This window comes from Actinomadura decatromicini (genome assembly GCF_008121305.1).
In the GTDB taxonomy this organism is placed as follows: Bacteria; Actinomycetota; Actinomycetes; order Streptosporangiales; family Streptosporangiaceae; genus Spirillospora; species Spirillospora syzygii.
Genome location: NZ_VSRQ01000002.1, coordinates 107,629 through 131,298 on the forward strand (window position 1 = coordinate 107,629; position 23,670 = coordinate 131,298).

The window sequence follows — 23,670 nt, forward strand, 5'->3', positions numbered from 1 at the left end:
AGGTCTGGTCCGGTGGTGGATCACGGGGAGCAGTGGGGCGAACGAGAATCGGGGGACCAATCCGTGCCTTGCGCGGAAAAGGCATCGATCCCCACGAAGGGAACCGTATGCGCCTCAGACACAGGATCCTCGCGGCCGGCGTTGCGGGTGTTGCGCTGGTGCCCGCGTTAGCGGTCACCGCCCTCGCCGACCCCGGCGTCCGGGCAGGCGACACGACCAGCCCGGTCGAGAAGAAGCGCGTCGACAGTGTGCCCACCCCGAAGCTCGCCTGGTACAAGTGCTACGAGATCGCGGAATGCGCGACCGTCCGGCTGCCTCTGGACTATGACGACCCGAAGGGCGCGACCACCGAGATCGCCGTCCTGAGAGTCAAGGCGCGGAACGCGAAGAAGAGGGTCGGCAGCCTGTTCGTCAACCCGGGAGGGCCCGGCGGGCAGGGCACCGCCCTCGCCTACCAGGCGGGCCAGTTCCTCGGCGCGGACGTGCTCGACCGGTTCGACGTCGTCGGGTTCGACCCGCGCGGCATCGGGTTCAGCTCCAACGTGGCGTGCTTCAAGTCCACGAAGGACCAGACGCTCGCGCTGGACGGTCTGAACGTGGCGTTCCCGGTGGGCGCGAAGCAGGAGGCCGCTTACATCAAGTCGACGACGGCCCTCGCCAAGGGCTGCTCGACGACCGGGAAGAAGCTGGCGGGTTCGATGTCCACCGCCGAGGCGGCGCGCGACATGGACGTCCTGCGCCGGGCCGTCGGCGACAAGAAGCTGACGTACCTGGGCTTCAGCTATGGCACGGCGCTCGGGCAGTACTACGCGAACATGTTCCCGGACCGGCTGCGCGCCGTGGTCGTGGACGGCGTCCTCAACCCCGTCTCCTGGGCCGGAACCCCGAAGACCGCGGGCCAGATCCTGGACGACCGGCTCCGCTCCGCCGACGGCGCGTACAAGGCGCTGAAGGAGATCCTCGTCCGCTGCGCGAAGGCGGGCAAGGAGAAGTGCCAGTTCGCGCAGTTCGGGGATCCGGTCAAGAACTTCGACATCCTGGCGCAGCGGTTGAGGGCGAAGCCCGCCGACATCGAGGGTGAGAAGATCACCTACGCCGACTTCGTCGGCGCGACGCTCGGCGACCTGTACGACCCGAGCGGCTACCTGTTCATCGACGCCATGTCCACCGACCTGTGGAAGGCGACGTCGTCCACCTCGACGGCCGCGCAGGCGACGGCGGCGCGCAAGGCGCTCGCCGCGCGCATCGCGGAGCGCCGGGCCGAGGTCGCGCGGCAGAAGAAGGCCGCCGAGCAGGTCACGGCCAAGGACTTCCCCTACGACAACGGGATCGACGCCTTCAGCAGCGTCGTCTGCACCGACGGCCTGCACCCGAAGAAGGCGGGGGGCTGGCCGGCGGCCGTCGCCGCGTCCGACAAGCGGGCGCCCTACTTCGGGCGCGCGTGGGGCTGGGGCAGCGTCCAGTGCGCCGGTGACGCCTGGAAGGTCCGCGACGAGGACGCCTACACCGGGCCGTTCAACCGGAAGACGAACGCCCCCGTCCTGTTCGTCGGCGACTACTACGACCCGGCCACGAACTACGACGACGCCGTCTCGTCCAGCAAGCTGCTGCCCAACAGCCGGTTGCTGACCAGCGACAGCTGGGGGCACACCGCCTACGGCACGTCGGCGTGCGTGACCAACGCGGTCGAGGGCTACCTCGTCAGCGGGAAGCTGCCGCCCGCGGGCAAGGTGTGCGTCGGCGACGTCCAGCCGTTCAAGGGCGACGGCGGTCCGGCCGTCGCGACCCGGGGACCGGCGGACGCGAGCGCGATGGCCGCCCAGGCGGGCACCGCCGCGCGCGGTCCGAAGCTGCCCCCGGTGGCGGTCCGGGTGCCGAAGTCCATCCTGCTCGGGACGCGCTGAGCCGACCGAACGTGACGCCGGGCGGGCCCGTTGGAGGGTCCGCCCGGCGTTTCGCTTTGCGCGTCCTCACGAAGGTTCGCGTCGGCGGCCGAAGTAGAGGACGGCGCCCACGGCGAGGACGGCCGCGCCGGTCAGCACGGAGGTGAGGGGGAGGGCGAACGCCAGGACCAGGCAGCCCGTCGCGCCCACCGCCGGGATCACGCGGGGCGGACGGCCCTCGTCCGGGCCGAGCGTCCAGGCGGAGGCGTTGGCGATCGCGTAGTAGGCCAGCACGCCGAACGACGAGAAACCGATCGCGCCGCGCAGGTCGACCGTCGCCGCGAGGACGGCCACGACCAGTCCGACCGCGAGTTCCGCGCGGTGCGGCACCCGGCGCCGCGGGTGGACGGCCGCGAGCGCGCCCGGCAGCCGCCGGTCGCGGGCCATGGCGAGCGTGGTGCGGGAGACGCCGAGGATCAGCGCGAGCAGTGAGCCGAGCGCGGCGACCGCGGCGGCGCCCCGGACGGCGGACCCCAGCGACGGCAGCCCGGCCGCGCCGACGGCGTCCGCCAGCGGCGCCGTCGCGGCGGCCAGCCGTCCGGCGCCCAGCACGGACAGCACCGCGACCGCCACGGCGGCGTACACGGCCAGCGCGATGCCGAGGGCGAGCGGGATGGCGCGCGGGATCGTCCGGGACGGGTCGCGCACCTCCTCGCCGAGCGTCGCGATGCGCGCGTAGCCCGCGAACGCGAAGAACAGCAGGCCCGCCGCTTCGAGGACGCCGCCGAGCGACGTGCCCGAGCCGACGTCCAGGCGTCCGGCGTCGGCGGCGGACGAGGTGAGGCAGCCGACCACCACGGCGGCGAGCGCGGCCAGCACCACCGCGACGATCACCCGCGTGAGCCAGGCCGACTTCTCAACCCCCGCGTAGTTCACACCGGTCAGCAGCACCACCGCGACGACCGCGACCACATGTGGATGGCCGGGCCACACGTACGACCCGACGGTCAGCGCCATCGCGGCGCACGACGCCGTCTTGCCGACCACGAACGCCCACCCGGCGAGGTAGCCCCAGAACGGACCCAGCCGTTCACGGCCATAGACATATGTGCCGCCGGACTCGGGATACCGGGCGGCGAGCCGCGCCGACGACGTCGCGTTGCAGTAGGCGACGATCGCGGCCGTCCCGAGCCCGAGGAGCAGTCCGGATCCGGCCGCCCGCGCCGCCGGCGCGAACGCGGCGAACACCCCCGCCCCGATCATCGCCCCGAGCCCGACCACCACCGCGTCGGACACCCCGAGCCGCCGCGCCAGCACGGTCATCCCCCACCGCCCTCCACCCCACCCGGAACCAAGAGAACAGCATTTCCCACCTAGATGAACACCCCGTAGCCGAACTCGCGCAGTTCGGCGGAACGGGGGCGCCTTTATTCAGGGGGTGGGTGAAATTCTGTTGGCGCCGAAAACTGGTGAGCGATTGGGGGGCGGCGTACGTTGTCGCCACGCACGGCGCCTCACCACCAGGCGTCGTGCGCACCCGCCATGACCCCCGAGAAGGCCGCCGCTCCCAGCCGGTCGGCGGCGAAAGGTGGCGACAGTGAACCGAGGTGTGCACCTCAAACGTGTGGTCCCGCTGCTGGGCGTCGCGGCCGTGGCCGTCCTGCCCGCGTTCGGGACCGTTCCGGCGACGGCCGCCGCGAAGCCCGTCCCCCCGGCCGGGCAGGCGCTCGGCACGCTCGCGGACCAGCTCACCGGACGGCTCGGCGCCCAGGCCGCGGGCGCCTACGTCGACCGGGACGGACGTCTGGTCGTCAACGTCACGACGCCCGCCGCCGCGCGGCGGGTGACCGCCGCCGGTGCGACGCCCCGCGTCGTCGCGTACGGCATCGCGCGGCTCGACGCGGCCAAGAGCGCGCTCGACCGGTTCGCGGGCAGCCGCGGCGCGGTCGGCCTGGCCTGGGGCGTGGACGTGGTCGCCAACGCCGTCGTGGTCAGCGTCCCGGAGAGCGACCATGACGCGGCGACGAACGCGCTGGTCAAGCGGGCTCGCGCGGTCGGCGGCACCGTGCGGATCAGGCGCGTGCCCGGTGCGGCGCGGCCGATGCTCGGGCCCGGCGACGCGATCACGACCGGTGGGTCGCGCTGCTCGGTGTCCGCGATCGGGACCGGCGGTGGCGGCGACTTCGTCGTGACGGCCGGGCACTGCACCCGCATCGGCACGACGTGGTCGACGTCCGGCGGCGAGCAGATCGGCACCACGCAGGCGAGCAGTTTCCCGGGCAACGACTACGGGACCATTCGTGTCACGAACGGGTCGCTGCAATTGTCCAACGACAATCTGACCCAGGTCGGCAGGCCGCCCGCGGGGTCGCAGGTCACCAAGAAGGGCTCGACCACCGGCACGACCTCCGGGAAGATCGTCGGCTACGACCGCACGGTCAACTACCAGGAGGGCACGGTCAGCGGGCTGATCGAGACGACCGCGTGCACCCAGCCGGGCGACAGCGGCGGCTCGCTGCAGAGCGGGAGCACCGCCGTCGGCATCACGTCCGGCGGCAGGACGGGCGGCTGCACGGCCAATTACCAGTCCTACTTCCAGCCGTTGGACGAGGCGCTCCAATCCCAGGGCCTCACCCTCAAATAACAGCTCAACCGAACGGAGCATTCGGGCGGGGCTCCCGGAAAGGCCGGGAGCCCCGCCGTTTCAGTCCCGCCGTTTCAGTCCTGCGGGACCAGCCCGACCCTGGCGGCGAGCCGCTCGCGCTGCCCGGTGAGCCGGGCGATCTCGGCGTCGAGGGCGTCCAGCCGCCGCCGGGCGACGCCGGAGCCGCGCCCGCACGCCCGCGGCGACGGCGGCGGGCCGTCGTTCTCGTCCAGCAGGTGGAGCCTGTCGGCGCAGAGGCGCAGGTCCTCGACGGTCAGGCCCATCGACAGGAGCATGCGGATGGTCCGGACGCGCCGCACCTCCGCCGGCCCGTACCGGCGCTGCCCGCCCGCCGTGCGGTCCGGCGGCGGCAGCAGTCCGCGCTGCTCGTAGAAGCGCAGTGCGCGCGGGGTGGTCCCGGCCGCCGCGGCGGCGTCGCTGATCCGCATCAGTCCTCCGGTGTCGTCCGCCGGGGGACCGCCGCGTCACAGCTCCACGATGACGGTCCCCAGGTGCCGTCCTCCGATCGCTTCGTGCAACGCGCGGGGGGCGCTCTCGATGCCCGCGAACCGCACCTCGGGCAGGACGATCTCGCCGGCGCGCAGCCAGCCGCCCAGGCGGCGGTTCCACTCGGCGTCCAGCGCCGGGTCCGCGCCGCCGAAGCCGCGCAGCTCGACATGCTTGACGATCAGTTCGAACGAGTCCAGCTCGACCGGGGACGTGTTGCCGGGACGGTCCGCCGCGAGCTGTCCCGCCAGCGCCCCGACCAGGACGACCCGCGCCCCGGGCCGGGCCAGCGAGATCGCGGCCTGGAGCTGCTCGCCGCCGACGTTGTCCACGACCACGTCGACGCCGTCCGGCGCGGCCTCCGCGAGCCGCGCCTCGAAGGGCCCCTCGCCGCGCAGCACGGCCGCGTCGTAGCCCAGCTCCGCGACCAGCCGTTTCGCCTTCTCCGGCGAGCCGGTGCTGCCGACGACCCGGCCCGCGCCGAGCCGCCGGGCGACCTGCCCCGCGACCGAGCCGACGCCGCCCGCGCCGCCGGACACGAACACGGTCTCGCCGGGGCGCAGCCGCGCGTCCCGGACCAGCGCCGCGTACGCGATCGCGCCCTGGCCGAGGTGGGCCGCCGGGTCGGGGAGCGCGTCGTCGAGCGGCGCGCACTGGTCGGCGGGCACGGCCGCGTACTCGCGCCACCCCTGCCAGTGCTGGACGAGGTCCCCGGCCCGCAGCCCGCCGCCGTCCGGCGCGGACACGACCTCGCCGACGGCCTTCCCGTACAGGGTGTCGCCGGGATTCAGCGGCGGGAACGGCGCGCCCTTCACGCTCCCGGCCATGAGCGTCCGGATGGCGGGGAAGACGTGGAAGAGGCGGTTCCGGACGAGCACCTCGCCGTCCCCGGGCACCGGTACCGGCACCTGGACGACGGCGAAGTGCTCCGGCTCCGGCAGGCCCTCCGGCCGGACGGCGAGCCGGACTTCACGCGAGGTATCGGGCATCGGCAACTCCCAAGACGGTTCCGCAACGGCCCCGCGACGCTAACCCCTGACCCGCGCGTCAAAGTCAAGCCCGCGATCAGCTCGTCTCGATGAACTGGTGGTCGGAGCGGATGCGGCCCTCGGCGTCCAGGGAGATGACGTCGAAGCCGCCGCCGACGTCCTCTCCGGTGCCCGTCGCGCGCATCTTCCAGCGGAGGCAGACCACGCCCGCCATCGGCTCGTACGGCTCGGCCCCGGAGACGAAGACGTTCTCGCCCGCCTTGATGAACATCTCGTACGCCCTGGTCACCCTGGCGTTCAGGGCGGCGTGGCCGCGCACCTCAAGCGGCGGCGCGGGAAAGGCGAGCGCCTGCGCCGCCTCGCGCATCTCCTGCGGCGGATCGGTCAGCACCTGCACGGCGTCCGGCGCCCACAGGCCGCGCACGAGCGCGCCGCGCGCCTCCGGATCGGGCTCGTTCCACAGGGCGACGAACCGGTCGGCGAACTCCTTCAGATCGAATGCGTTGCTCATGCCGAGGAGTTTCGGGTGTCCCCCGGCCGCTCCGCGATCCGCGCCCGCGCTGCTGGAACCGCCGGTCAACGTGCTGCGCCTCGTCCTCCACCCGGACGGGATGGCCCCACGGGTGGCGAACCTGGCCGAGTGGGGACGGCACGTCACGTCCAACCTGCGTGACCTGGTGCGGCGGAGCCCGTCACCCGTCCTGGAGGAGTTCGTCGCCGAACTCGACGGCTACCTCCCGGCGATGGAGCCGCGCGCCGACCATCTCGGATTCGCCGTCCCGCTCCGGCTCCGGTCGCAGGACGGCGAGCTGCGCCTGATCACGACGCTCACGTCGTTCGCGACCGCCGTGGACGTCACGGTGTCCGAGCTGCACCTCGAAGCGTTCCTGCCCGCCGACGAGGCCACCGCCGCGATCCTCGCGCGCCGGAACGCCGCCCGCGCCCGGGCCCCCGCGCCCGGGCCCCCGCGTCTAGGCGCGGGGGCCCGGGCCTAGGCGCGCCTCGGCCCAGGCGCGCCTAGCTCCAGGCGCCCGCCGCGGCGGCCTCGGTGACGTAGTCCTCGAACCTGCGGGGCGGACGTCCGAGGGCCTTCTCGACGCCGTCCGAGACGGCGGCGGCGCTACCGTCCCTGACGAACGTGAGCAGGCCCGCGAGCAGTTGCGCCGCGTGCGCCGGGAGACCCGCCGCGACCTGCTGCTCGACGAACACCTCCGGCGTGACGTCGGCATACCGGACGTCGCGCCCGGTGGCCCTGCCGATGAGGTCGGCCGCCTCGCCGAAGCCGATCGCGCGCGGTCCGGTGAGGTCGTAGGTCTGCCCGGCGTGCCGGTCGGCGCCGGTCAGCGCGGACACGGCGACGTCCGCGATGTCCAGGGCGTCGACGAACGGGGTCCGGCCGTCGCCGGTCGGCAGCGCCAGCTCCCCGCCGAGCACGCCCGGCAGGAAGAACGCCTCGCTGAAGTTCTGCGAGAACCAGGTGGGGCGGAGGATCGTCCAGTCGGCGCCGGAGTCGCGCACCGCCTGCTCGTCGTCCCAGAGCGGGGTGCCCGCCTGGCTCCCGCCGGGCGCGGACAGCAGCACCAGCCGCCGGACGCCCGCCGCGCCCGCCGCCGCGACGAACCCCGGGACGCTCCCGCGCGTGGCCGGGTCACCGCCCGGATAGGGGTCCGGCTCCACGACGTAGACGCCCGCGACGCCGTCCAGCGCGGCGGCCCAGGTGCCGGGGTCGGCCAGGTCGAAGGGGACGTCGCCGGAGGTCCGGGACGCGATGCGCACGGTCCGGCCGTCCGCGCGGAGGCGGTCCGCGACGCGGCGTCCGGTCTTGCCGGTGCCGCCGAGGACGAGATAGGTGTTCATGCCGTCCAGCGAACCCCCGAACGGCCGGACGATACATGGGAGATCGTCGCAAAGGCATTTGCGAACGTCCAGCGCGAGGCTAGGGCACCGGTTGCGGGGGCGCGGCGGTGAGCGCGTCCCAGGCCGCCATCGCGCAGGAGACGACCTCTTCCAGCTCGGCGCGGGTGGCGCCGTCGCGGGCCTGCACGGACATGCCCTGCACCACGGTCGTGTAGTAGCGGGCGACGGCGGCGAGACGGCCGGGCGGCGCGTCGATGTCGCCGTCGCGGACGCCCTGCGCGAGCCGGTCCCTGACGGCGGCGAGCTGGCCGCGCCGGATGTCGGCCAGGAACTCCCGGACGTCGTGGTTCTCCTCGGCGCCGGTGGGCGCGGCGAGGATGAGCATGCAGTAGTGCGGCGCGTCGGCACGGGTGATCTGGTCGGCGGTGGCGCGCAGCATGGCGTGGATCGCGTCGCGCGTGGCCGGATGCGCGCTCAGCGCGCTCCTCGGCGGCCCGCCCGAGGTCGTGCCGTAGAGCAGCATGACCTTGCGGAACAGCTCCTCCTTGCTGCCGAAGCAGGCGTAGATGCTGGCGGAGGCGATGCCCATGGCCCGGGACAGGTCGCTGAGCGAGGTGCCCTCGTAGCCGTGTTCCCAGAACACGTCCAGCGCCTGGCGCAGGGCGGTGTCGGGGTCGAATGTGCGCGGCCTGCCGCGAGCGGCCATCCGGCGTCCCTCCGAACTTGTTTGTCGATCGCTCAATTTTACCTTGACCTGCGTCGAAGCACCCTGTTACGTTTTTTTGATCGTTCGACAAACAAATGAGAGTCGGTCCTCATGAGCATCCCCTCCACCATGCGCGCGCTGCGGCAGACGTCGCTGGACGGCCCGCGCGACCTGCGCCTGGTCACCGACGCGCCGGTGCCAAGCCCGGGACCGGGCGAGGTCCTGATCCGCGTCACCGCCGCCGGGGTCAACTTCGTCGACGTCTCGCAGTCGCGGGGCACGTTCGCGAACGGCCCGCGACCGCCCTACCTCGCGGGCATCGAGGGCGCGGGCGAGGTCGTCGCCGTCGGCGAAGGAGTGACCGGCCTGGAGCCCGGCGCGCACGTCATCGGCGTCGGCGTCCAGGGCGGCGCGTTCGCCGAGTACATGCCGCTGTTCGCGGCCGGGGCGGTCCCGGTGCCGTCGGGCTGGACCGACGAGCAGGCGCTCGGCCTGGTCGTGAACCTGCCGACCGCGCTCGCCGCGCTCCGGCCGCTGGGCGGCGTCGCCGAGGGGCGGACCGTGCTGATCCACGCCGCGGCGGGCGGCACCGGCCAGGCCGCCGTGACGATGGCCAAGCACTACGGCGCGACGGTGATCGCCACCGCCTCGCCGGACAAGCACGAGGTGGTGCGGGCTTTGGGCGCCGACCACGTCCTCGACTCCCGCGGCGGCGACCTCGCCGCCGAGGTCCTCGCGCTGACCGACGGCGCGGGCGTCGACCTGACCCTGGAGTCCGTGGGCGGCGCCACGCTCGACGCCAGCCTCGCGGCGACCAAGCGCGTCACGGGCCGGGTCGTCGTCTTCGGTCTGGCCGGCGGCGAGGCCACGATCAGCAACTGGGACCTCGTCTACAAGCACCAGGTCCAGATCATCGGCCTGAACATCGGCGTCCTCATCCAGGCCGCGCCGCAGATCTTCGGCCAGGTCATGGGCGAGCTGTTCGGACTCCTCGGCGCCGGAGTCCTCGGCCCCGGCGAGCCCACCACCTATGAGCTGGCGGAAGGCCCCAAGGTGCTCGCGGAGTTGGAGGCACGTTCCACGGTCGGCAAGCTGGCGCTGCTGCCGTGAGCGGATCCGGCGAAAACCATTTGTGATCGTCTAGCGTGGGACGGGTGGACGTCCTCACTGACGTGCTGCACCGCGCGCGAGCCGGGAACGCGCTGGTCAAGCAGCTCATCCAGAGTCCGCCGTGGGCGATGGCGTTCGCGGACGTCCCGCCGCTGACGGTCACCACGACGCTCGGCGGCCGGGCCTGGCTCCGGTCGCACGCGCCCGGCGCCGTGCCCGTCCGGCTCGCGGCGGGCGACATCGCGCTGGTCAGCGCCACGAGCGGCTACACGATCGGCGACGACCCGGCCACCCCGCCGCGGACGCTGGTGGACGCGGACGGCAAGCGCCGCCTCGGCGGCGACCCGACGGCCTGCGAACTGCCCATCGGGCCCCGCACCTACGGCGACGGGCTGCCCGGCGCGACGGTCATGCTCCGCGGCGTCTACGACCTGCGCGGCGACGCCGCCGGACGGCTGCTCGCCATGCTCCCGCCGCTCGCCGTCGTGCCCGCCGGTCCCCGCACCCGCGCCGCGCTGGACATGCTCGCCGCCGAGACCGCGCGCGACGAGCCGGGGCAGGAGGCCGTCCTCGGGCGGCTGCTCGACCTCGTCCTCGTGCTGGCGCTGCGGGCCTGGTGCGCCCGGCCGGAGAACGCGCCCGCCTGGTACCGGGCGCTCGCCGACCCCGCGATCGGCGGCGCGCTGCGCGTCCTGCACGACGACCCGGCCCGGCGCTGGACGGTCGCCGCGCTCGCGACCGAGGCCGGGATGTCCCGAGCCGGGTTCGCGGCGCGCTTCACCGGCCTCGTCGGCGAGCCGCCGCTCACCTACCTGACCGGCTGGCGGATGAGCCTCGGCGCCGACCTGCTCCGCGACACCGACGCGACCGTCGCCGCCGTCGCCCGCCAGGTCGGCTACGCGGACCCGTTCGCGTTCAGCGTCGCGTTCAAGCGCGCCCGCGGCCTCAGCCCCTCGGAATGGCGCCGCCGGACCCGCTGACCGGCGCGGCGGCGCCTCCCCGGCGCGTCCCCGGCGCGTCCCCGGCGCGTCCCCGGTGCGACGCCGGGGGCCGCGGGCGGGCAGGATGTGAGGGTGAACGAACTCGAAGAAGGCACCCGGCTCACTCTGGACTTCGACAAGCTCGCGGGCGTCGCGGCGACCGGGGCGCGGGTCGTCCCCGTCGTGCTGCAGGACGCGGCGAGCGGCGACGTCCTGTTCATCGGCTACGCCAACGACCAGGCCCTCAAGGCGACGCTGGACGAGCGGATCGCCGTGCTGTGGTCGACGTCCCGCAACGAGCTGTGGCGTAAGGGCGCGACGTCGGGGGACGTCCTCGAACTGGTCGACGTCCGCGTGAACTGCGAGCAGAACTCGCTGCTCTACCTCGTCAACCGGACGACCGGCGGCGCCTGCCACACCACGCTGCCGTCCGGGGAGGCGCGTCCGACCTGCTACTACCGCTCCGTGACGGACACCGGGACGCTCGGATTCGTCGAGCTCTGACGGCCCGCGCTCGGCTCGTCCGCGCATGACGGACGTGTCCAGCGGATATGGATCGGGGTGAGGGAGGGGCCATGGAACCTGAGCGGAGCGCGTGGCCGCGGCTGCGCGTCGACGACTGGCGCGACACCCGCGACACGCTGCACATGTGGACGCAGATCGTCGGCAAGGTCAGGCTCGTGCACGCGCCGCTGGTGAACCACTGGTGGCAGGTGACGCTGTACGTGAGCCCGCGCGGGCTGACGACGTCGGCCGTCCCGTACGGCGCGGGGGCGTTCGACGTCGAGTTCGACTTCGTCGAGCACCGGCTGCAGGTGCGGGCGAGCGACGGCGGCGTCCGCGGGTTCGACCTCGCGCCGATGCCGGTCGCGGAGTTCTACGACCGGACGATGCGCGCCCTCGCCGAACTCGGGATCGAGACGTCGATCCAGGCGCGTCCGAACGAGGTCGACCCGGCGATCCCGTTCGCCGAGGACGACCAGCACGCCGCCTACGACCCGGCCGCCGCCCACCTGTTCTGGCGGCAGCTGCTCCAGGCGGCGCGGGTGATGGGGGAGTTCAGGTCCCGGTTCGTCGGCAAGGTCAGCCCGGTGCACCTCTTCTGGGGCGCGATGGACCTCGCCTGCACGCGGTTCTCCGGACGCGACGCGCCCCTCCATCCCGGCGGCGCGCCGAACTGCGGCGACTGGGTGATGGAGGAGGGCTACTCCAAGGAGCTGAGCAGCTGCGGGTTCTGGCCGGGCGGCGGCGACGAGGGCGCGTTCTACGCCTACGCCTACCCCGAGCCGGACGGGTTCGCCGACCGTCAGGTGGGGCCGTCCGCCGCGTTCTACAGCCGGGAGAACGGCCAGTTCCTGCTGCCCTACGAGGCGGTGCGGACCGACCCCGACCCCGACCGGGCGCTGCTCGAATTCCTCCAGGGCACCTACGAGGCGGCGGCGGACCTGGCGCACTGGGACCGGGCAGCCCTGGAGGCCGACCCGGCACGCTGGGCCGACAGGACCCTGCACGCCGGGCCCGGGGAGCAGCGCGGCTAGTCGAGGACGCCGTTGCCCTTCCCGGGGTTGACCTGGGCCGGCTCATCGCCCTTGACGATGCCGTTGCCCTGGTTCCCGTTGCCCTGGTTTCCCTGATTGCCGTTGCCCTGGTTCCCGTTCGGCGGGTTCTTCGTGTAGCCGGGGCCGCGCGACGGCGTCGGATGCGGCTTCTTCGGCTCCTTGGTCTTCTTCTGCTGGCCGGGCGCGTTCGCCTTGCCGTGCTGCTTCTCCTTGACGGACGGCGTCGGCGCCGGCGTCGGCGACCACCGGGACGGCGGCGCGCTCGGCGAGTACCGGGTGTGCGGCGACCGGTGTCCGTCGCGGTCGTAGCCGGACGGGCTCGCCGGGGGCGCCGGGCTGTGCCCGGGGATCCGCCCGGTGATCGTCGCGTAGGCGGCGCCGCCGGTGAGGACGAGCGAGCCGCCGACGATCGCCACGACCTTGATCGTCAGCAGTCGGCGCAGCGCGGCGGCGCGGGACTGCCGCGCCGGGCGCGGCGCGGCCCGGAACGCGGCGACGGCCGCGTCCTCGCCCGCCAGCTCGTCCGGCCGGGCGGGCGCGGCGGCGGCGGCGAGCAGCGCGTCCAGCGGGGCGGCGCCGGGGGACCGGCGGCCCGCGCGGCGCAGCAGCCGCTCCGCGGTCCGCCTGTCCAGGGGCCCGGCCTGCCCGTCGAGATGCCCGGCCTGGTGATGGTCGCTCATGACACCCCTTCAGCGCCCGGACCGCCGGTTTTGTCACTCTGGGCGAGGGGAACGCCGCCCGGCGCCGCCTCTCCCGGCTCGTTACGTGCCCCGTCTGCCCTGCCGTCTCCCCCGTCTTCTCCCCCGGCGTCCGCCGTCTCGCCCGCCTGCCCTTCCGTCCCGGACGCGGACAGCCGCTCGGCGAGCCTCCGCAGCCCCCGGTACGACGCGGTCCGGACGGCGCCGGCGCGCTTGCCGAGGACCTTGCCCGCCGACTTCGCGTCCAGCCCGACGACGACCCGGAGCATCACGGCCTCGGCCTGGTCGCGGGGCAGCTCGGCGATCAGGCTCAGCGCGTTCCGGGTGGCGATGCCGTCGAGGGCGTCGACCTCGGTGTCGGCGTCGGCGGCCATCGTGAGCAGCTCCTCGACCGGCAGGTCCGAGCCGGGCCGCCGGGACCTGCGGCGCAGGTGGTCGAGCGCGCGGTGCCGGGTGATCGTCGCCGTCCAGCCGCGGAAGCCGTCCAGGTCGCCGCGGAAGGACGGCAGGTCGCGGGCGATCTGCAGCCACGCCTCGGAGGTCACGTCCTCGGCGTCCGCGCCGACGAGCGTGCCCGCGAAGCGGATCAGCCGGGGCTGCACGTCGCGGTAGAGCATGCGGAAGGACTCCTCGTCGCCGTCCTGCGCGGCCCGCAGGGCACGGCCGAGCTGCTCCTCGTCCGCCCGTTCCATCCGGGCCATTGTGCAGGGATTCCGGACGCGGTGTGACATGTACCCGGGTGTTCGCGCTGAAGCAGTGAGCCCCCACGGCCGGCCCCGTGGGCGGGCGCCCCTCCCGCACCGAAACGATGGACGACGATGATCGGGAACGTCCCGCACGACCGCGACGAGCTGCTCGTCACCGGAATCCCGCCGGTCACCGGGCCGCTCACCCTGCCCCTCGACGAGCCGGTCCGCGAGGCGTCCGGCGCGGAGACGACGACGCCCATCGAGCCGGAGGCGGTGTCCGTCGAGCCGGAGGCGGTGTTCGTCGACGCGTCCGGCTGGCGCGCCCGGTTCGGACGGCGGCTCGGCCTCGCCGCCGGAGCCGTGCTGGTCGTGTTCCTCGGCGCGCTGGGCATCGGGATGGCGACCGGCCCGAGCGTGCCGCTGACGCCGTGGGGCGAGCCGTCCGCGCGGCCGAGGGTGCAGGTCGGCGAACCGGGAAGCCCGTCAGGGGCGCCGTCCGGCCAGCGGACCGGGGCCCGGCCCGGTACGCCGCCCGCGACGGACGGCCCGGCACCCGCCGCGCCGCCGCCCGCGCCGTCCGCGCCCGGGACCTCGGCGGTGCGCCCGCCTCCGTCGGCCACGGCGCATCCTGGCAGGTCGCAGGCGTCCCCGCCCGCCTGGGGACGCAAGAAGAAGAAGCGTTGACCGCGCGCCACACCGAGCCCAGAGGACACTGGGCTCTGCTGCTGCTGGGCGGTCTCGTCCTCACCGTGCTCCTCCTCCTGGACGGCTTCGCCAACGGCGCGGTCGGCGAGGCGCCCCGCGCCGAGTCGTCGCCGTCGGGCGGGCCGGTGCCGTCCTCGGTGGCGTCCGGCGGACCGGTCGTCAGCGTCGTGGACGGCGCGCCCCGCACCCGCCGCACACCGCCGAAGACCATCGCGCTGACCTTCGACGACGGCCCCGACCCCGAGTGGACGCCCCGCGTCCTGGACGTCCTCCGCCGGCACGGCGCGCACGGCACGTTCTTCACGGTCGGCGCGCGCGTCGCCGAGCATCCGGCGCTGACCCGGCGCATCCTCCGCGAGGGCAACGAGATCGGCTCGCACACCTACACGCACGCCGACCTCGCGACCGTCCCGGCCTGGCGGGGACGCCTCGAACTGGACCTCACCCAGCGCGCGCTGGCGGGTGCTGCGGGCGTCCACACGCGGCTGGTGCGGATGCCGTACTCGTCCCGCCCGGACGGCCTGACCGGGGCGGAGTGGCGCGCGGCGGAGCGGGCGGGGGAGGCGGGGTACGTCGTCGTCCTCACCGACCGCGACACCGAGGACTGGCGGCGGCCCGGCGCGGCGAAGATCGTCCAGGCGGCGCTGGACGGCGGCGCGCGCGGCGCGGGCGCGGTCGTGATGCTGCACGACTCGGGCGGCGACCGGTCGCAGACCGTCGCGGCGGTCGAGCAGATCATCGAGCGGCTCCAGCCGCTCGGCTACCGCTTCACGACGCTCACCGCCGCGCTCGGCCTGCCGCCCGCCGAGGTCGCCGTCTCCGCGCGCGAGCGGGCCGTCGGCTGGACGCTCGTCGCCGCGCAGCGCGCCGCGTCCGCCCTCACCGGGACGATGGAGGCGCTGTTCGCGGTGGCCGGGATCCTCTACGTGCTGCGGCTCGTGACGCTGCTGCTGTTCGCGCACGTCCACGTGCGGCGCGTCCGGGGCCGTGCTCGGGGCCGGGCCCGCGAGCCGGGCCGCCGCCGTCGCCGTCGCCGCGCCCGCGGTGAGCCGCCCCCGCCGATGGCCGAGGGCGAACTGCCGCCCGACCCGTTCCCGCCCGTGTCGGTGATCGTCCCCGCATACAACGAGGAGGCGGGGATCGGCGCGACGGTCGCCTCGCTGCTCGACACCGACTACCCCGGCACGGTCGAGGTGATCGTGGTGGACGACGGCTCCACCGACCGCACCGCCAAGATCGTCGAGTCGATGGGGATCCCCGGCGTCCGGCTCGTCCGGAAGCCGAACGGCGGGAAGCCGAGCGCGCTCAACGCGGGGATCGCGGTCGCCCGCGCCGACGTCCTCGTGCTGGTGGACGGCGACACGGTCTTCCAACGCGACACCGTACGGCGGCTCGTCGCGCCGCTCGCCGACCCGGCGGTGGGCGCGGTCAGCGGCAACACCAAGGTCGCCAACCGGGACGGGATCCTCGGCCGCTGGCAGCACATCGAGTACGTGATCGGATTCAACCTCGACCGGCGGATGTACGACGTCCTGCGGTGCATGCCGACCGTCCCCGGCGCGATCGGGGCGTTCCGCCGGTCGGCGCTGGCGCGGGTCGGCGGCGTCCCCGGCGACACCCTCGCCGAGGACACCGACCTCACCATGGCGATCTGCCGCACCGGCCTCCGCGTCGTCTACGAGGAGACCGCCCTCGCCTGGACGGAGACTCCCGCCTCGCTCGGCCAGCTCTGGAAGCAGCGCTACCGCTGGTGCTACGGGACGATGCAGGCGATGTGGAAGCACCGCCGCTCCCTCGTCGAGGGCGGCGCGTCCGGTCGCTTCGGCCGCCGCTGCCTGCCCTACCTGACCGTGTTCCAGGTGGTGCTCCCGCTGCTCGCCCCGGCCATCGACCTGTTCGCGCTGCTCGGCATCGTCTTCGTCGACCCGGTCACGCCCCTGCTCACCTGGACGGTCTTCGTCGCCGCCCAGGCCGCGGCGGGCGCCTACGCCCTCTGGCTGGACGGCGAGCCGATCCGCCCTCTCTGGACGCTCCCGCTCCAGCAGTTCGTCTACCGGCAGCTCATGTACCTGGTGGTCGTGCAGTCGGTGGTCACGGCACTGCTCGGGTCGCGGCTCGGGTGGCACACCGTCCGCCGGACGGGCACCTTCACCGATCTCGGAAGCGGCCGGGAACAATCCCGGGGACCCGTCGGTTACACATGACAGCCGGTGTGCCTGGTGTCCCCGGGCCTCACCTTTCGCCTTCACGGAATACCGTCCGGCTGGAGCCGTGTTGTGCCTTTCGCCGAGAGGCGACCCCACACACCGGCCTTTGATCAGAGCCCCGCGCGGCCTCCGGGCCGGGCGGGGTTCTGATCTTTCCCGATGCAAGACTGCGGGCATGAGTCTCGCCGCGCGCCTGGAGAAGATCGGCCGTCCGCTGGTCGACGAACAGCTCGACCACCCCACCGTGCGGGGCATCGCCCAAGGGAGCCTGGACGAGGCCGTCTTCCGCTCCTGGCTTGAGCAGGACTACCTCTTCCTGCACGACTACGTCCGCGTGTTCTCACGGCTGGCCTGGCAGGCGCCCGCCGCCCACCTCGGCGACCTGGTCGACCTCGCCCACGCGACGTACCACGGCGAGCTCGACCTGCACCGCTCGCTGTCCGCGAGCTTCGGCGCGGACCTGGACGGCGCGACGAAGGGCCCGGCCTGCGCCGCGTACACGTCCTTCCTGCTGGAGAGCGCCGCCGACTACGCGGGCGGCCTCGCCGCCCTGTATCCCTGTATGTGGGGCTATTCCACGCTCGGACGGCTGCTCGCCGACGACCCGCCGGCCGAGCCGCGCTACCGCCGCTGGGTCGACACCTACGCCGACCCCGGCTTCGCCGAGCTGACCGCCCGCATCGCGCAGATGATCGACGAGTCCGGGGCCGACCCGGCGACCGCCGAACGCCTCTTCCTGGACGGCATGCGCCACGAGCTGGCCTTCTGGGACGTCTGACCCGCGCGTCCGGGAAATAAGGGGTTGCCGGGCCCGCGGCCGCGTTGATCATATTGCGACACATGCGGACCTACCGGGAACTGTTTCGTTCGCCGGAGTTCAGCCCCCTGTTCGCGGTCGTCACGGTGCAGGGCGCCGCGATGACGGTCAGCGGGCTGGCGCTCGGCGTCCTCGTCTACTCCGCCACCGACTCCCCGCTGCTCGCCGCGCTCAGCATGTTCGGGGCGTCCCTCACCCAGATGGTCGGGGCGATGGCCCTGCTGTCGGCGGCGGACCGGCTGCCGCCGCGCGCCGCGCTCGCCACGCTGGTGCTCGTCACCGGGATCGGGACGGCCGTGCTCGCCGTCCCCGGCCTGCCGGTGTGGGGACTGTTCGCCATCGTGCTCGCGCTCGGCCTGGTCGGCGCGGTGCTCGGCGGCGTCCGGTACGGGCTGCTCAGCCAGATCCTGCCGCGCGAGGGCTACCTGATCGGACGCTCCGTCCTGAACATGTCGGCGGGGCTGACGCAGATCCTCGGGTTCGCGAGCGGCGGCGTCCTCGTGACCGTGCTGTCGCCGCGTGGAACGCTCCTCGTCGCGGCCGGTCTCGACGTCCTCGCCGCCGTGGCGGCGTGGCGGCTGCTCACGTCCCGGCCGCCGCGCGCGGCGGGGCGCCCGTCGGTGGCGGAGACGTGGCGGGTGAACGCGCTGCTGTGGTCGTCGCGCCCGCGCCGGTACGTCTACCTGGCGATGTGGCTGCCGAACGGGCTGATCGTGGGCTGCGAGGCGGTGTTCGTCCCGTACTCGCCGGACCGCGCGGGCGTCCTCCTCGCGTTCGCCGCCGCCGGGATGCTGGCGGGCGACGTCGCGGCGGGACGGTTCATCCCGCACGGCTGGCGGTACCGGCTCGAAGCCCCGCTCCGCGTCGTGCTCGCCGCGCCCTACCTGGTCTTCGCGCTGCGTCCGCCGCTGGCCCTCGCCGCCGTCGCCGTCCTGGTCGCGTCGGTCGGCTACGGCTCCACGCTGCTGCTCCAGGACCGGCTGATGACCCTCACCCCGGACGAGATCCACGGGCAGGCGCTCGGGCTCCACTCGTCCGGGATGCTGACCATGCAGGCCGTCGCCGCCGCCCTCTCCGGGACGGTCGCCGAATGGACGTCGCCCGGCACGGCGATGGCGGTGATGGCGGCGGCGTCGCTCCTGATCACGCTGGCGCTGGCGCCGGGGCTGCGGCCCGTCGCGCGCGGCGGCGAACCGGGCGCCGCCACCACCTGACGCCGTCACCCGACACCGCCGCCCGACGCCGCCGCCCGACGCCGCCGCCTCAGGGTCAGCCCGCGAGGGCCGGGTAGTCGACGTAGCCCTCGCGTCCGGCGGCGTGGACCAGGGCGGTGTCGTAGTCGTTGAGCGGAGCGCCGCTCGCGAACCGCGCCGGCAGGTCGGGGTTGGAGATGAACAGGCGGCCGAAGGAGAACACGTCCGCGAGGCCCGCATCGAGGACCTGCTCCCCCGCCCGCTGCGTGGTCGGCGCGGCGCCGTTGAAGTTGCCGATCAGCGTCCCGGACCAGCGCGGCCGCAGGTCGGCCAGCGCCCCGTACTCGCCGCGCTCGATGACGTGCAGGTACGCGAGGCCGAGCGGGTCGAGGGCGGCGACGAGTGCCCGGTAGGTACCCTGCGGGTCCACCTCGGCGATCTCGTTCTCCGGGTTGTCGGGGGAGACACGCAGGCCGACCCGCTCCGGCCCGACCGCGGCGGCGACGGCCTCGACCACGTCGACCGCGAGGCGGAGCCGCCCCGCGAGCGAGCCGCCGTAGGCGTCGGTGCGCCGGTTGGTGTTCTCGGCGAGGAACTGCTGGATCAGGTAGCCGTTCGCGCCGTGCACCTCGACCCCGTCGAACCCGGCGCGGACGGCGTTGCGCGCCGCCGCCGCGAAGGCCGCGACCACCGCCTCCACCTCGGCGGTCGTCAGCGCGCGCGGCGTGACGTGCGGGACCTTCCCCTCGGTCGTGCGGATCGTCTCGGACTCGATGCGCACCGCCGAGGGCGCGACGGGCGTCGCGCCGCCCGGCAGGGTGAGCGGGTGCGACATGCGTCCGACGTGCCAGAGCTGGGCGAAGATCGTCCCGCCTTCGGCGTGCACGGCGCCGGTGACCTCGCGCCACGCGGCGACCTGCGCGTCCGTGACCAGGCCGGGGACGCCCGGCTCGCCCTTGCCGAGGGCGTCCGGCCAGATCCCCTCGCTGACGATCAGCCCGGCCGTCGCGCGTTGCGCGTAGTACTCCGCGGTCAGCGGGCTCGGGACGCCGGTCGCGTCGTCGGCCCGGTTGCGCGTCATCGGCGCCATCGCGATCCGGTTGCGCAGTGTCAGGCGCGGGCCGTCGTAGGGGAGCAGGAGCGGACTGGTCATCGGATCCTCCCTAGGTAGTTTGCATGTACATACATTCCATGCATGCACATGCAGATGTTGTCATTTCAGGTAAGCTGACGTCAAGAGAGCAAGGAGGCGCGGAGATGGGCGCTGCTACCGGTACGGGTCCCGCGACGAAGGACGGCCTTCTCTGGGACGGCGTCGTCACCCTGCACGGACGTGTCGAGCACCGGCTCGCCAAGGCGCTCCAGCGCGAGCACAACATCGGCCTGTCGGAGTACCGGGCGCTGTGCCGGCTGTCCCGCGCCGCCGACGGCGAGCTGCGCATGCAGGAGCTCGCCGACCTCATCGGCCTCAACCAGAGCTCGGTCAGCCGCCTCGTCGCCCGGCTGGAGGCCGCGGGCCTGACCCGCCGCGACATGTGCCCGAAGGACCGGCGCGGCGTCTACACGGTGATCACCGAGGAGGGGCGCGCCCTCCAGGAGAAGGCGTCCCCGACCTACGCCGAGACGCTGACCGAGGCCCTCGAAGCCGCCGCCGCCGACCCGGCCCTCGCCCCCGTCCTCGCCGGTCTGCGCCCCTGAAACACACGCCCCTGACACATGCGCTCCCGCGACATGCGCGAAGCGCGGCCCCCGTTCTCACGGAGGCCGCGCTTCGCGGTTCGGTCGGCGTTGGTCAGCGGGTCGCGGGGACCTCGCGCTTGGCCGACGTCGCGGCCGGGCCGACGGCGTCCGCCCGGTTCGCGTTCAGCGGCTTGAACCGGCGGAGCCGCAGGCTGTTGCTCACCACGAAGACCGACGAGAACGCCATCGCGCCGCCCGCGATCATCGGGACGAGCAGCCCGGACGCCGCCAGCGGCAGCGCCAGCACGTTGTAGGCGAACGCCCAGAACAGGTTCCCCTTGATCGTGCCGAGCGTGCGGCGGGACAGCCGGATCGCGTCCGCCGCGGCCCGCAGGTCGCCGCGCACCAGGGTCAGGTCGGACGCCTCGATCGCCACGTCCGTCCCGGTGCCCATCGCGAGCCCGAGGTCGGCCTGCGCGAGCGCGGCGGCGTCGTTGACCCCGTCGCCGACCATCGCGACGGTCGCGCCCTCGGCCTGGAGGCGCTTCACGACGTCCACCTTGTCCTGCGGGAGGACGTCGGCGATGACCTCGTCGATGCCGACCGCGTCCGCGACCGTGCGGGCCACGGTCTCGTTGTCGCCGGTCAGCAGGACCGGGCGCAGTCCGAGCGCCTTGAGCTGCTCGATCGCCTCCGCCGAGGTCGGCTTGACCTGGTCGGCGACGGTGAGCACGGCGCGGGCGGCGCCGTCCCAGCCGACCGCGATCGCGGTGCGGCCCTGGGCCTGCGCGTCCGCCATGGCGCGTTCGAGGTCGGGCGTCAGGTGCTGCGACCACTCGGCGAGGAGCTGCGGACGCCCGGCGAGCACGCCGTGCCCGTCCACGACTCCCTGGACGCCGAGGCCCTCGACGTTGGCGAAGTCCTCGACCGCGCCCAGGTCGCCGCCCCTTTCCGTGGCGCCCTTGGCGATGGCCTGCGCGATCGGGTGCTCGGAGGCGTTCTCCAGCGCCCCCGCCAGCCGGAGCACGTCGTCCTCGGACACTCCGTCGGCGGTGATCACGTCGACCAGCGCCATCCGGCCGGTGGTGACGGTGCCGGTCTTGTCCAGCACGACCGTGTCGATCTTCCGGGTCGACTCCAGCACCTCCGGACCCTTGATCAGGATGCCGAGCTGGGCGCCGCGTCCCGTCCCGACCATGAGGGCGGTCGGGGTCGCGAGGCCGAGCGCGCACGGGCAGGCGATGATCAGCACAGCCACGGCGGCGGTGAACGCCCCGGCCAGCGGCTCGCCGGTGCCGATCCAGAAGCCGAGCGTGCCGAGCGCCAGCGCGATCACCACCGGGACGAAGATCCCGGAGATCCGGTCGGCGAGCCGCTGCGCCTGCGCCTTGCCGGTCTGCGCGTCCTCCACCAGCTTCGCCATCTGCGCGAGCTGGGTGTCGGAGCCGACCCGCGTCGCCCGGACGAGCAGCCGCCCGCCCGCGTTCACCGTCGCGCCGACGACCGTGTCGCCCGGCCCGACCTCCACCGGGACGGACTCGCCGGTCAGCATGGAGGCGTCGACCGCCGACGAGCCCTCCACGACCGTCCCGTCGGTGGCGACCTTCTCGCCCGGACGGACGACGAACACGTCGTCCACCGCCAGTTGATCGACGGGGATACGCTCCTCGCGCCCGCCGTCCCGGACGACCGAGACCTCCTTCGCGCCCAGTTCGAGCAGCGCCCGCAGCGCGGCCCCGGCCCGGCGCTTGGACCGCGTCTCGAAGTACCGCCCCGCCAGGATGAACATGATCACCCCGGACGCGGCCTCCAGGTAGATGTTCATCGACCCGTCGGACCGGGTCATCGAGAACTCGAACCCGTGCTTGATCCCCAGCTCGCCCGCCGTGCCGAAGAACAGCGCCCACAGCGACCACGCGAACGCGGCGATCGTGCCGAGCGAGATCAGCGTGTCCATGGTGGCCGCGCCGTGCCGCAGGTTGATCGCGGCCGCCTTGTGGAACGGCCAGCCCGCGTAGACGACGACCGGCGCCGCCAGCGTCAGCGACAGCCACTGCCACGCCTCGAACTGGAGGGCCGGGATCATCGCCATCGCGATGACCGGCACCGACAGCACGATCGCGGTGACGAGGCGCTGCCGCAGCGGGCGCAGCCCGTCGTCCGGCTCCGCCTCCTCGTTCCCCGCGGGCCCCTTGGGCGGGGACGGCAGCTCGGCGGAGTACCCGGCCTTCTCGACCGCCGCGATCAGCTCGTCCGTCGACACCCCGGGGGCGTACTCGACGCGGGCCTTCTCCGTCGCGTAGTTGACCGTGGCGGTCACACCGTCCAGCTTGTTGAGCTTGCGCTCGATGCGGTTGGCGCACGACGCGCACGTCATCCCGCCGATCGCCAGCTCGACACGCTCGGACGCGGAGTCCGTGCTCATCGCTCCTCCTTCGCCTCGGTCGTCGGTGTCAGTGCGTGTGGGGTGTGTCGTCGTGTCCGCCGCCGGTCTGGGCGGGCGGCCGCGCGTCCCCCGCGTACACGGTGAACTCGGCCGTGCGGACTCTGCCGCCGTGCTTGAAGTCCAGGTAGAGGCGGTACGCGCCGGTGCTCGGCGCCTCGGCGAAGAACGTGATCTCCGGCCCCGGCCTCGTCTTGCCGTCGCCCGGCGCCCCGTCCGGGTGGACGTGCAGGTAGGCGAGGTCGCCCTGGCGCAGCGCGACCAGGTGGCCGTACGCCTCCAGGTAGGGCTCCAGGTCGGTGACCGGCTTGCCGTCCTTGTTCACGGCAAGGGTCAGTTCGGTCGACTTGCCGGGGGCCAGGCCGCCGGTCAGCGCGACCTCGTAGCCGTCCACCTTCGCGACGCGCTCGGGCTTCGGCAGCGGCGTCGTCCGCAGGTCGCCCTGGACGAACACGTCCGCGCCGAGCGTGAGCTGCCGCTTCGCGCCCTCCGGCTGGACGTCGGTGAAGAACCGGTACACGCCGGCCTTCGGGAGCGTGATCGGGATCGTCCAGACGCCGCCGCCCGCCTCCGTGGGATGCACGTGCTGGAAGCCGGACAGGTCACGGCTCGCGATGATCAGGTGCAGCCGCTTGCCGTGCAGGGGCTTGAACCCGGTGACGGGCTTGCCGTCGGGGCCGTTGATGGTGAAGCGGAAGTCGGTCTTCTCGCCGGGGGCCACGTTCGTGAGGCGCGGGACGAGCGTGTAGCCGTCCTCGGAGACCTGGAGGCCGCCGGGCGCGTGCGCGGTCTCGGCGCCGCCGTGCCCGCCCTCGCCATGGCCGCCCTCGCCGTGGCCCCCGCCGCGGTGCCCGCCGCCGTCGTGCGAGGCCGTCTCGGCGGACGCCCCGACCGGACCGACGATCTTGCCGACCCCGGCGGCGCCGCCGAAGACGACGGCCAGTCCCACCGCGTAGATCCCCAGCTTGCTCGCGCTGTTCATTCCGTTTCACTCCACTCGGTG

23 protein-coding genes are annotated in these 23,670 nt (G+C 73.9%); 12 read left to right on the forward strand and 11 right to left on the reverse strand.

Annotation, left to right across the window (positions count from 1 at the left end; translation table 11 throughout):
* Positions 1–158 precede the first annotated feature (158 nt).
* The gene (locus FXF68_RS08085; RefSeq protein WP_222869867.1) at positions 159–1,904 is read left to right on the forward strand and encodes an alpha/beta hydrolase; all 1,746 of its coding nucleotides are present in this window, start codon (positions 159–161) and stop codon (positions 1,902–1,904) included.
* A 66-nt stretch (positions 1,905–1,970) separates the two neighbouring features.
* Here the strand turns inward: FXF68_RS08085 and FXF68_RS08090 are convergent, their stop codons facing one another.
* A complete protein-coding gene (locus tag FXF68_RS08090; protein WP_148758344.1) occupies positions 1,971–3,206 on the reverse strand; it encodes an APC family permease in 1,236 nt (411 codons plus the stop codon).
* 274 nt (positions 3,207–3,480) lie between these two features.
* Here FXF68_RS08090 and FXF68_RS08095 point away from each other — a divergent pair, with 274 nt between their 5' ends.
* A complete protein-coding gene (locus FXF68_RS08095; protein WP_148758345.1) occupies positions 3,481–4,527 on the forward strand; it encodes a S1 family peptidase in 1,047 nt (348 codons plus the stop codon).
* 74 nt (positions 4,528–4,601) lie between these two features.
* Here the strand turns inward: FXF68_RS08095 and FXF68_RS08100 are convergent, their stop codons facing one another.
* The 3 genes from FXF68_RS08100 to FXF68_RS08110 all read right to left on the reverse strand — a co-directional run bounded on the left by FXF68_RS08100 (position 4,602) and on the right by FXF68_RS08110 (position 6,534).
* On the reverse strand, positions 4,602–4,976 hold the full coding sequence (locus FXF68_RS08100; protein WP_148758346.1) for a MerR family transcriptional regulator: 375 nt from the start codon (positions 4,974–4,976) through the stop codon (positions 4,602–4,604).
* 36 nt (positions 4,977–5,012) lie between these two features.
* Positions 5,013–6,023 (reverse strand): MDR family NADP-dependent oxidoreductase, encoded by a 1,011-nt coding sequence (locus FXF68_RS08105; protein WP_148758347.1) that lies wholly within the window; start codon positions 6,021–6,023, stop codon positions 5,013–5,015.
* A gap of 76 nt (positions 6,024–6,099) precedes the next feature.
* Positions 6,100–6,534: a hypothetical protein gene (locus FXF68_RS08110; protein ID WP_148758348.1), complete on the reverse strand. Its 435-nt coding sequence runs from the start codon at positions 6,532–6,534 to the stop codon at positions 6,100–6,102.
* Between FXF68_RS08110 and FXF68_RS08115 the strand changes: the two genes are divergently transcribed.
* Positions 6,533–7,018 carry an MmyB family transcriptional regulator gene (locus FXF68_RS08115; protein ID WP_187437806.1) on the forward strand — a complete coding sequence of 162 codons (486 nt, stop codon included), beginning with the start codon at positions 6,533–6,535 and terminating at the stop codon, positions 7,016–7,018. The two genes, FXF68_RS08110 and FXF68_RS08115, sit on opposite strands and share 2 nt — an antisense overlap.
* 22 nt (positions 7,019–7,040) lie before the next feature.
* Here FXF68_RS08115 and FXF68_RS08120 read toward each other — a convergent pair whose 3' ends face one another.
* The gene (locus FXF68_RS08120) at positions 7,041–7,880 is read right to left on the reverse strand and encodes an NAD(P)H-binding protein (RefSeq protein ID WP_148758349.1); all 840 of its coding nucleotides are present in this window, start codon (positions 7,878–7,880) and stop codon (positions 7,041–7,043) included.
* A gap of 79 nt (positions 7,881–7,959) precedes the next feature.
* On the reverse strand, positions 7,960–8,586 hold the full coding sequence (locus FXF68_RS08125) for a TetR/AcrR family transcriptional regulator (RefSeq protein WP_148758350.1): 627 nt from the start codon (positions 8,584–8,586) through the stop codon (positions 7,960–7,962).
* Between the two features lie 111 nt (positions 8,587–8,697).
* Here FXF68_RS08125 and FXF68_RS08130 point away from each other — a divergent pair, with 111 nt between their 5' ends.
* The 4 genes from FXF68_RS08130 to FXF68_RS08145 all read left to right on the forward strand — a co-directional run bounded on the left by FXF68_RS08130 (position 8,698) and on the right by FXF68_RS08145 (position 12,214).
* Positions 8,698–9,696, forward strand: a complete 999-nt coding sequence (locus tag FXF68_RS08130; protein WP_148758351.1) for an NADPH:quinone oxidoreductase family protein — start codon at positions 8,698–8,700, stop codon at positions 9,694–9,696.
* 44 nt (positions 9,697–9,740) lie between these two features.
* Complete coding sequence (locus FXF68_RS08135; RefSeq protein ID WP_148758352.1) at positions 9,741–10,676, forward strand: AraC family transcriptional regulator; 936 nt, start codon at positions 9,741–9,743, stop codon at positions 10,674–10,676.
* 93 nt (positions 10,677–10,769) lie between these two features.
* Complete coding sequence (locus FXF68_RS08140; RefSeq protein WP_218010562.1) at positions 10,770–11,180, forward strand: phosphoribosyl-AMP cyclohydrolase; 411 nt, start codon at positions 10,770–10,772, stop codon at positions 11,178–11,180.
* A 71-nt stretch (positions 11,181–11,251) separates the two neighbouring features.
* Positions 11,252–12,214 (forward strand): DUF5996 family protein, encoded by a 963-nt coding sequence (locus tag FXF68_RS08145; RefSeq protein ID WP_148758353.1) that lies wholly within the window; start codon positions 11,252–11,254, stop codon positions 12,212–12,214.
* Here FXF68_RS08145 and FXF68_RS08150 read toward each other — a convergent pair.
* Positions 12,211–12,915 (reverse strand): hypothetical protein, encoded by a 705-nt coding sequence (locus FXF68_RS08150; protein WP_148758354.1) that lies wholly within the window; start codon positions 12,913–12,915, stop codon positions 12,211–12,213. The two genes, FXF68_RS08145 and FXF68_RS08150, sit on opposite strands and share 4 nt — an antisense overlap.
* Positions 12,912–13,625 (reverse strand): RNA polymerase sigma factor, encoded by a 714-nt coding sequence (locus FXF68_RS08155; RefSeq protein WP_148758355.1) that lies wholly within the window; start codon positions 13,623–13,625, stop codon positions 12,912–12,914. The genes FXF68_RS08150 and FXF68_RS08155 overlap by 4 nt, the downstream gene beginning before the upstream one ends.
* A gap of 126 nt (positions 13,626–13,751) precedes the next feature.
* Here FXF68_RS08155 and FXF68_RS43695 point away from each other — a divergent pair, with 126 nt between their 5' ends.
* From FXF68_RS43695 to FXF68_RS08170, 4 genes are all read left to right on the forward strand, one after another.
* Positions 13,752–14,306 carry a hypothetical protein gene (locus FXF68_RS43695; RefSeq protein ID WP_246178492.1) on the forward strand — a complete coding sequence of 185 codons (555 nt, stop codon included), beginning with the start codon at positions 13,752–13,754 and terminating at the stop codon, positions 14,304–14,306.
* On the forward strand, positions 14,303–16,531 hold the full coding sequence (locus FXF68_RS08160) for a bifunctional polysaccharide deacetylase/glycosyltransferase family 2 protein (RefSeq protein WP_246178494.1): 2,229 nt from the start codon (positions 14,303–14,305) through the stop codon (positions 16,529–16,531). The genes FXF68_RS43695 and FXF68_RS08160 overlap by 4 nt, the downstream gene beginning before the upstream one ends.
* Positions 16,532–16,709: 178 nt before the next feature.
* The gene (locus FXF68_RS08165) at positions 16,710–17,312 is read left to right on the forward strand and encodes a TenA family protein (protein ID WP_148758357.1); all 603 of its coding nucleotides are present in this window, start codon (positions 16,710–16,712) and stop codon (positions 17,310–17,312) included.
* A gap of 62 nt (positions 17,313–17,374) precedes the next feature.
* The gene (locus FXF68_RS08170; RefSeq protein WP_148758358.1) at positions 17,375–18,565 is read left to right on the forward strand and encodes an MFS transporter; all 1,191 of its coding nucleotides are present in this window, start codon (positions 17,375–17,377) and stop codon (positions 18,563–18,565) included.
* A gap of 55 nt (positions 18,566–18,620) precedes the next feature.
* Here FXF68_RS08170 and FXF68_RS08175 read toward each other — a convergent pair whose 3' ends face one another.
* On the reverse strand, positions 18,621–19,697 hold the full coding sequence (locus FXF68_RS08175; RefSeq protein WP_148758359.1) for an alkene reductase: 1,077 nt from the start codon (positions 19,695–19,697) through the stop codon (positions 18,621–18,623).
* A 104-nt stretch (positions 19,698–19,801) separates the two neighbouring features.
* Between FXF68_RS08175 and FXF68_RS08180 the strand changes: the two genes are divergently transcribed.
* Entirely contained in the window at positions 19,802–20,242 is a 441-nt protein-coding gene (locus FXF68_RS08180; RefSeq protein WP_148758360.1) for a MarR family winged helix-turn-helix transcriptional regulator, read from the forward strand.
* Positions 20,243–20,336: 94 nt separating this feature from the next.
* Here FXF68_RS08180 and FXF68_RS08185 read toward each other — a convergent pair whose 3' ends face one another.
* The gene (locus tag FXF68_RS08185; RefSeq protein ID WP_148758361.1) at positions 20,337–22,649 is read right to left on the reverse strand and encodes a heavy metal translocating P-type ATPase; all 2,313 of its coding nucleotides are present in this window, start codon (positions 22,647–22,649) and stop codon (positions 20,337–20,339) included.
* Between the two features lie 28 nt (positions 22,650–22,677).
* Positions 22,678–23,649 (reverse strand): hypothetical protein, encoded by a 972-nt coding sequence (locus FXF68_RS08190; protein WP_148758362.1) that lies wholly within the window; start codon positions 23,647–23,649, stop codon positions 22,678–22,680.
* Between the last annotated feature and the right edge of the window lie 21 nt (positions 23,650–23,670).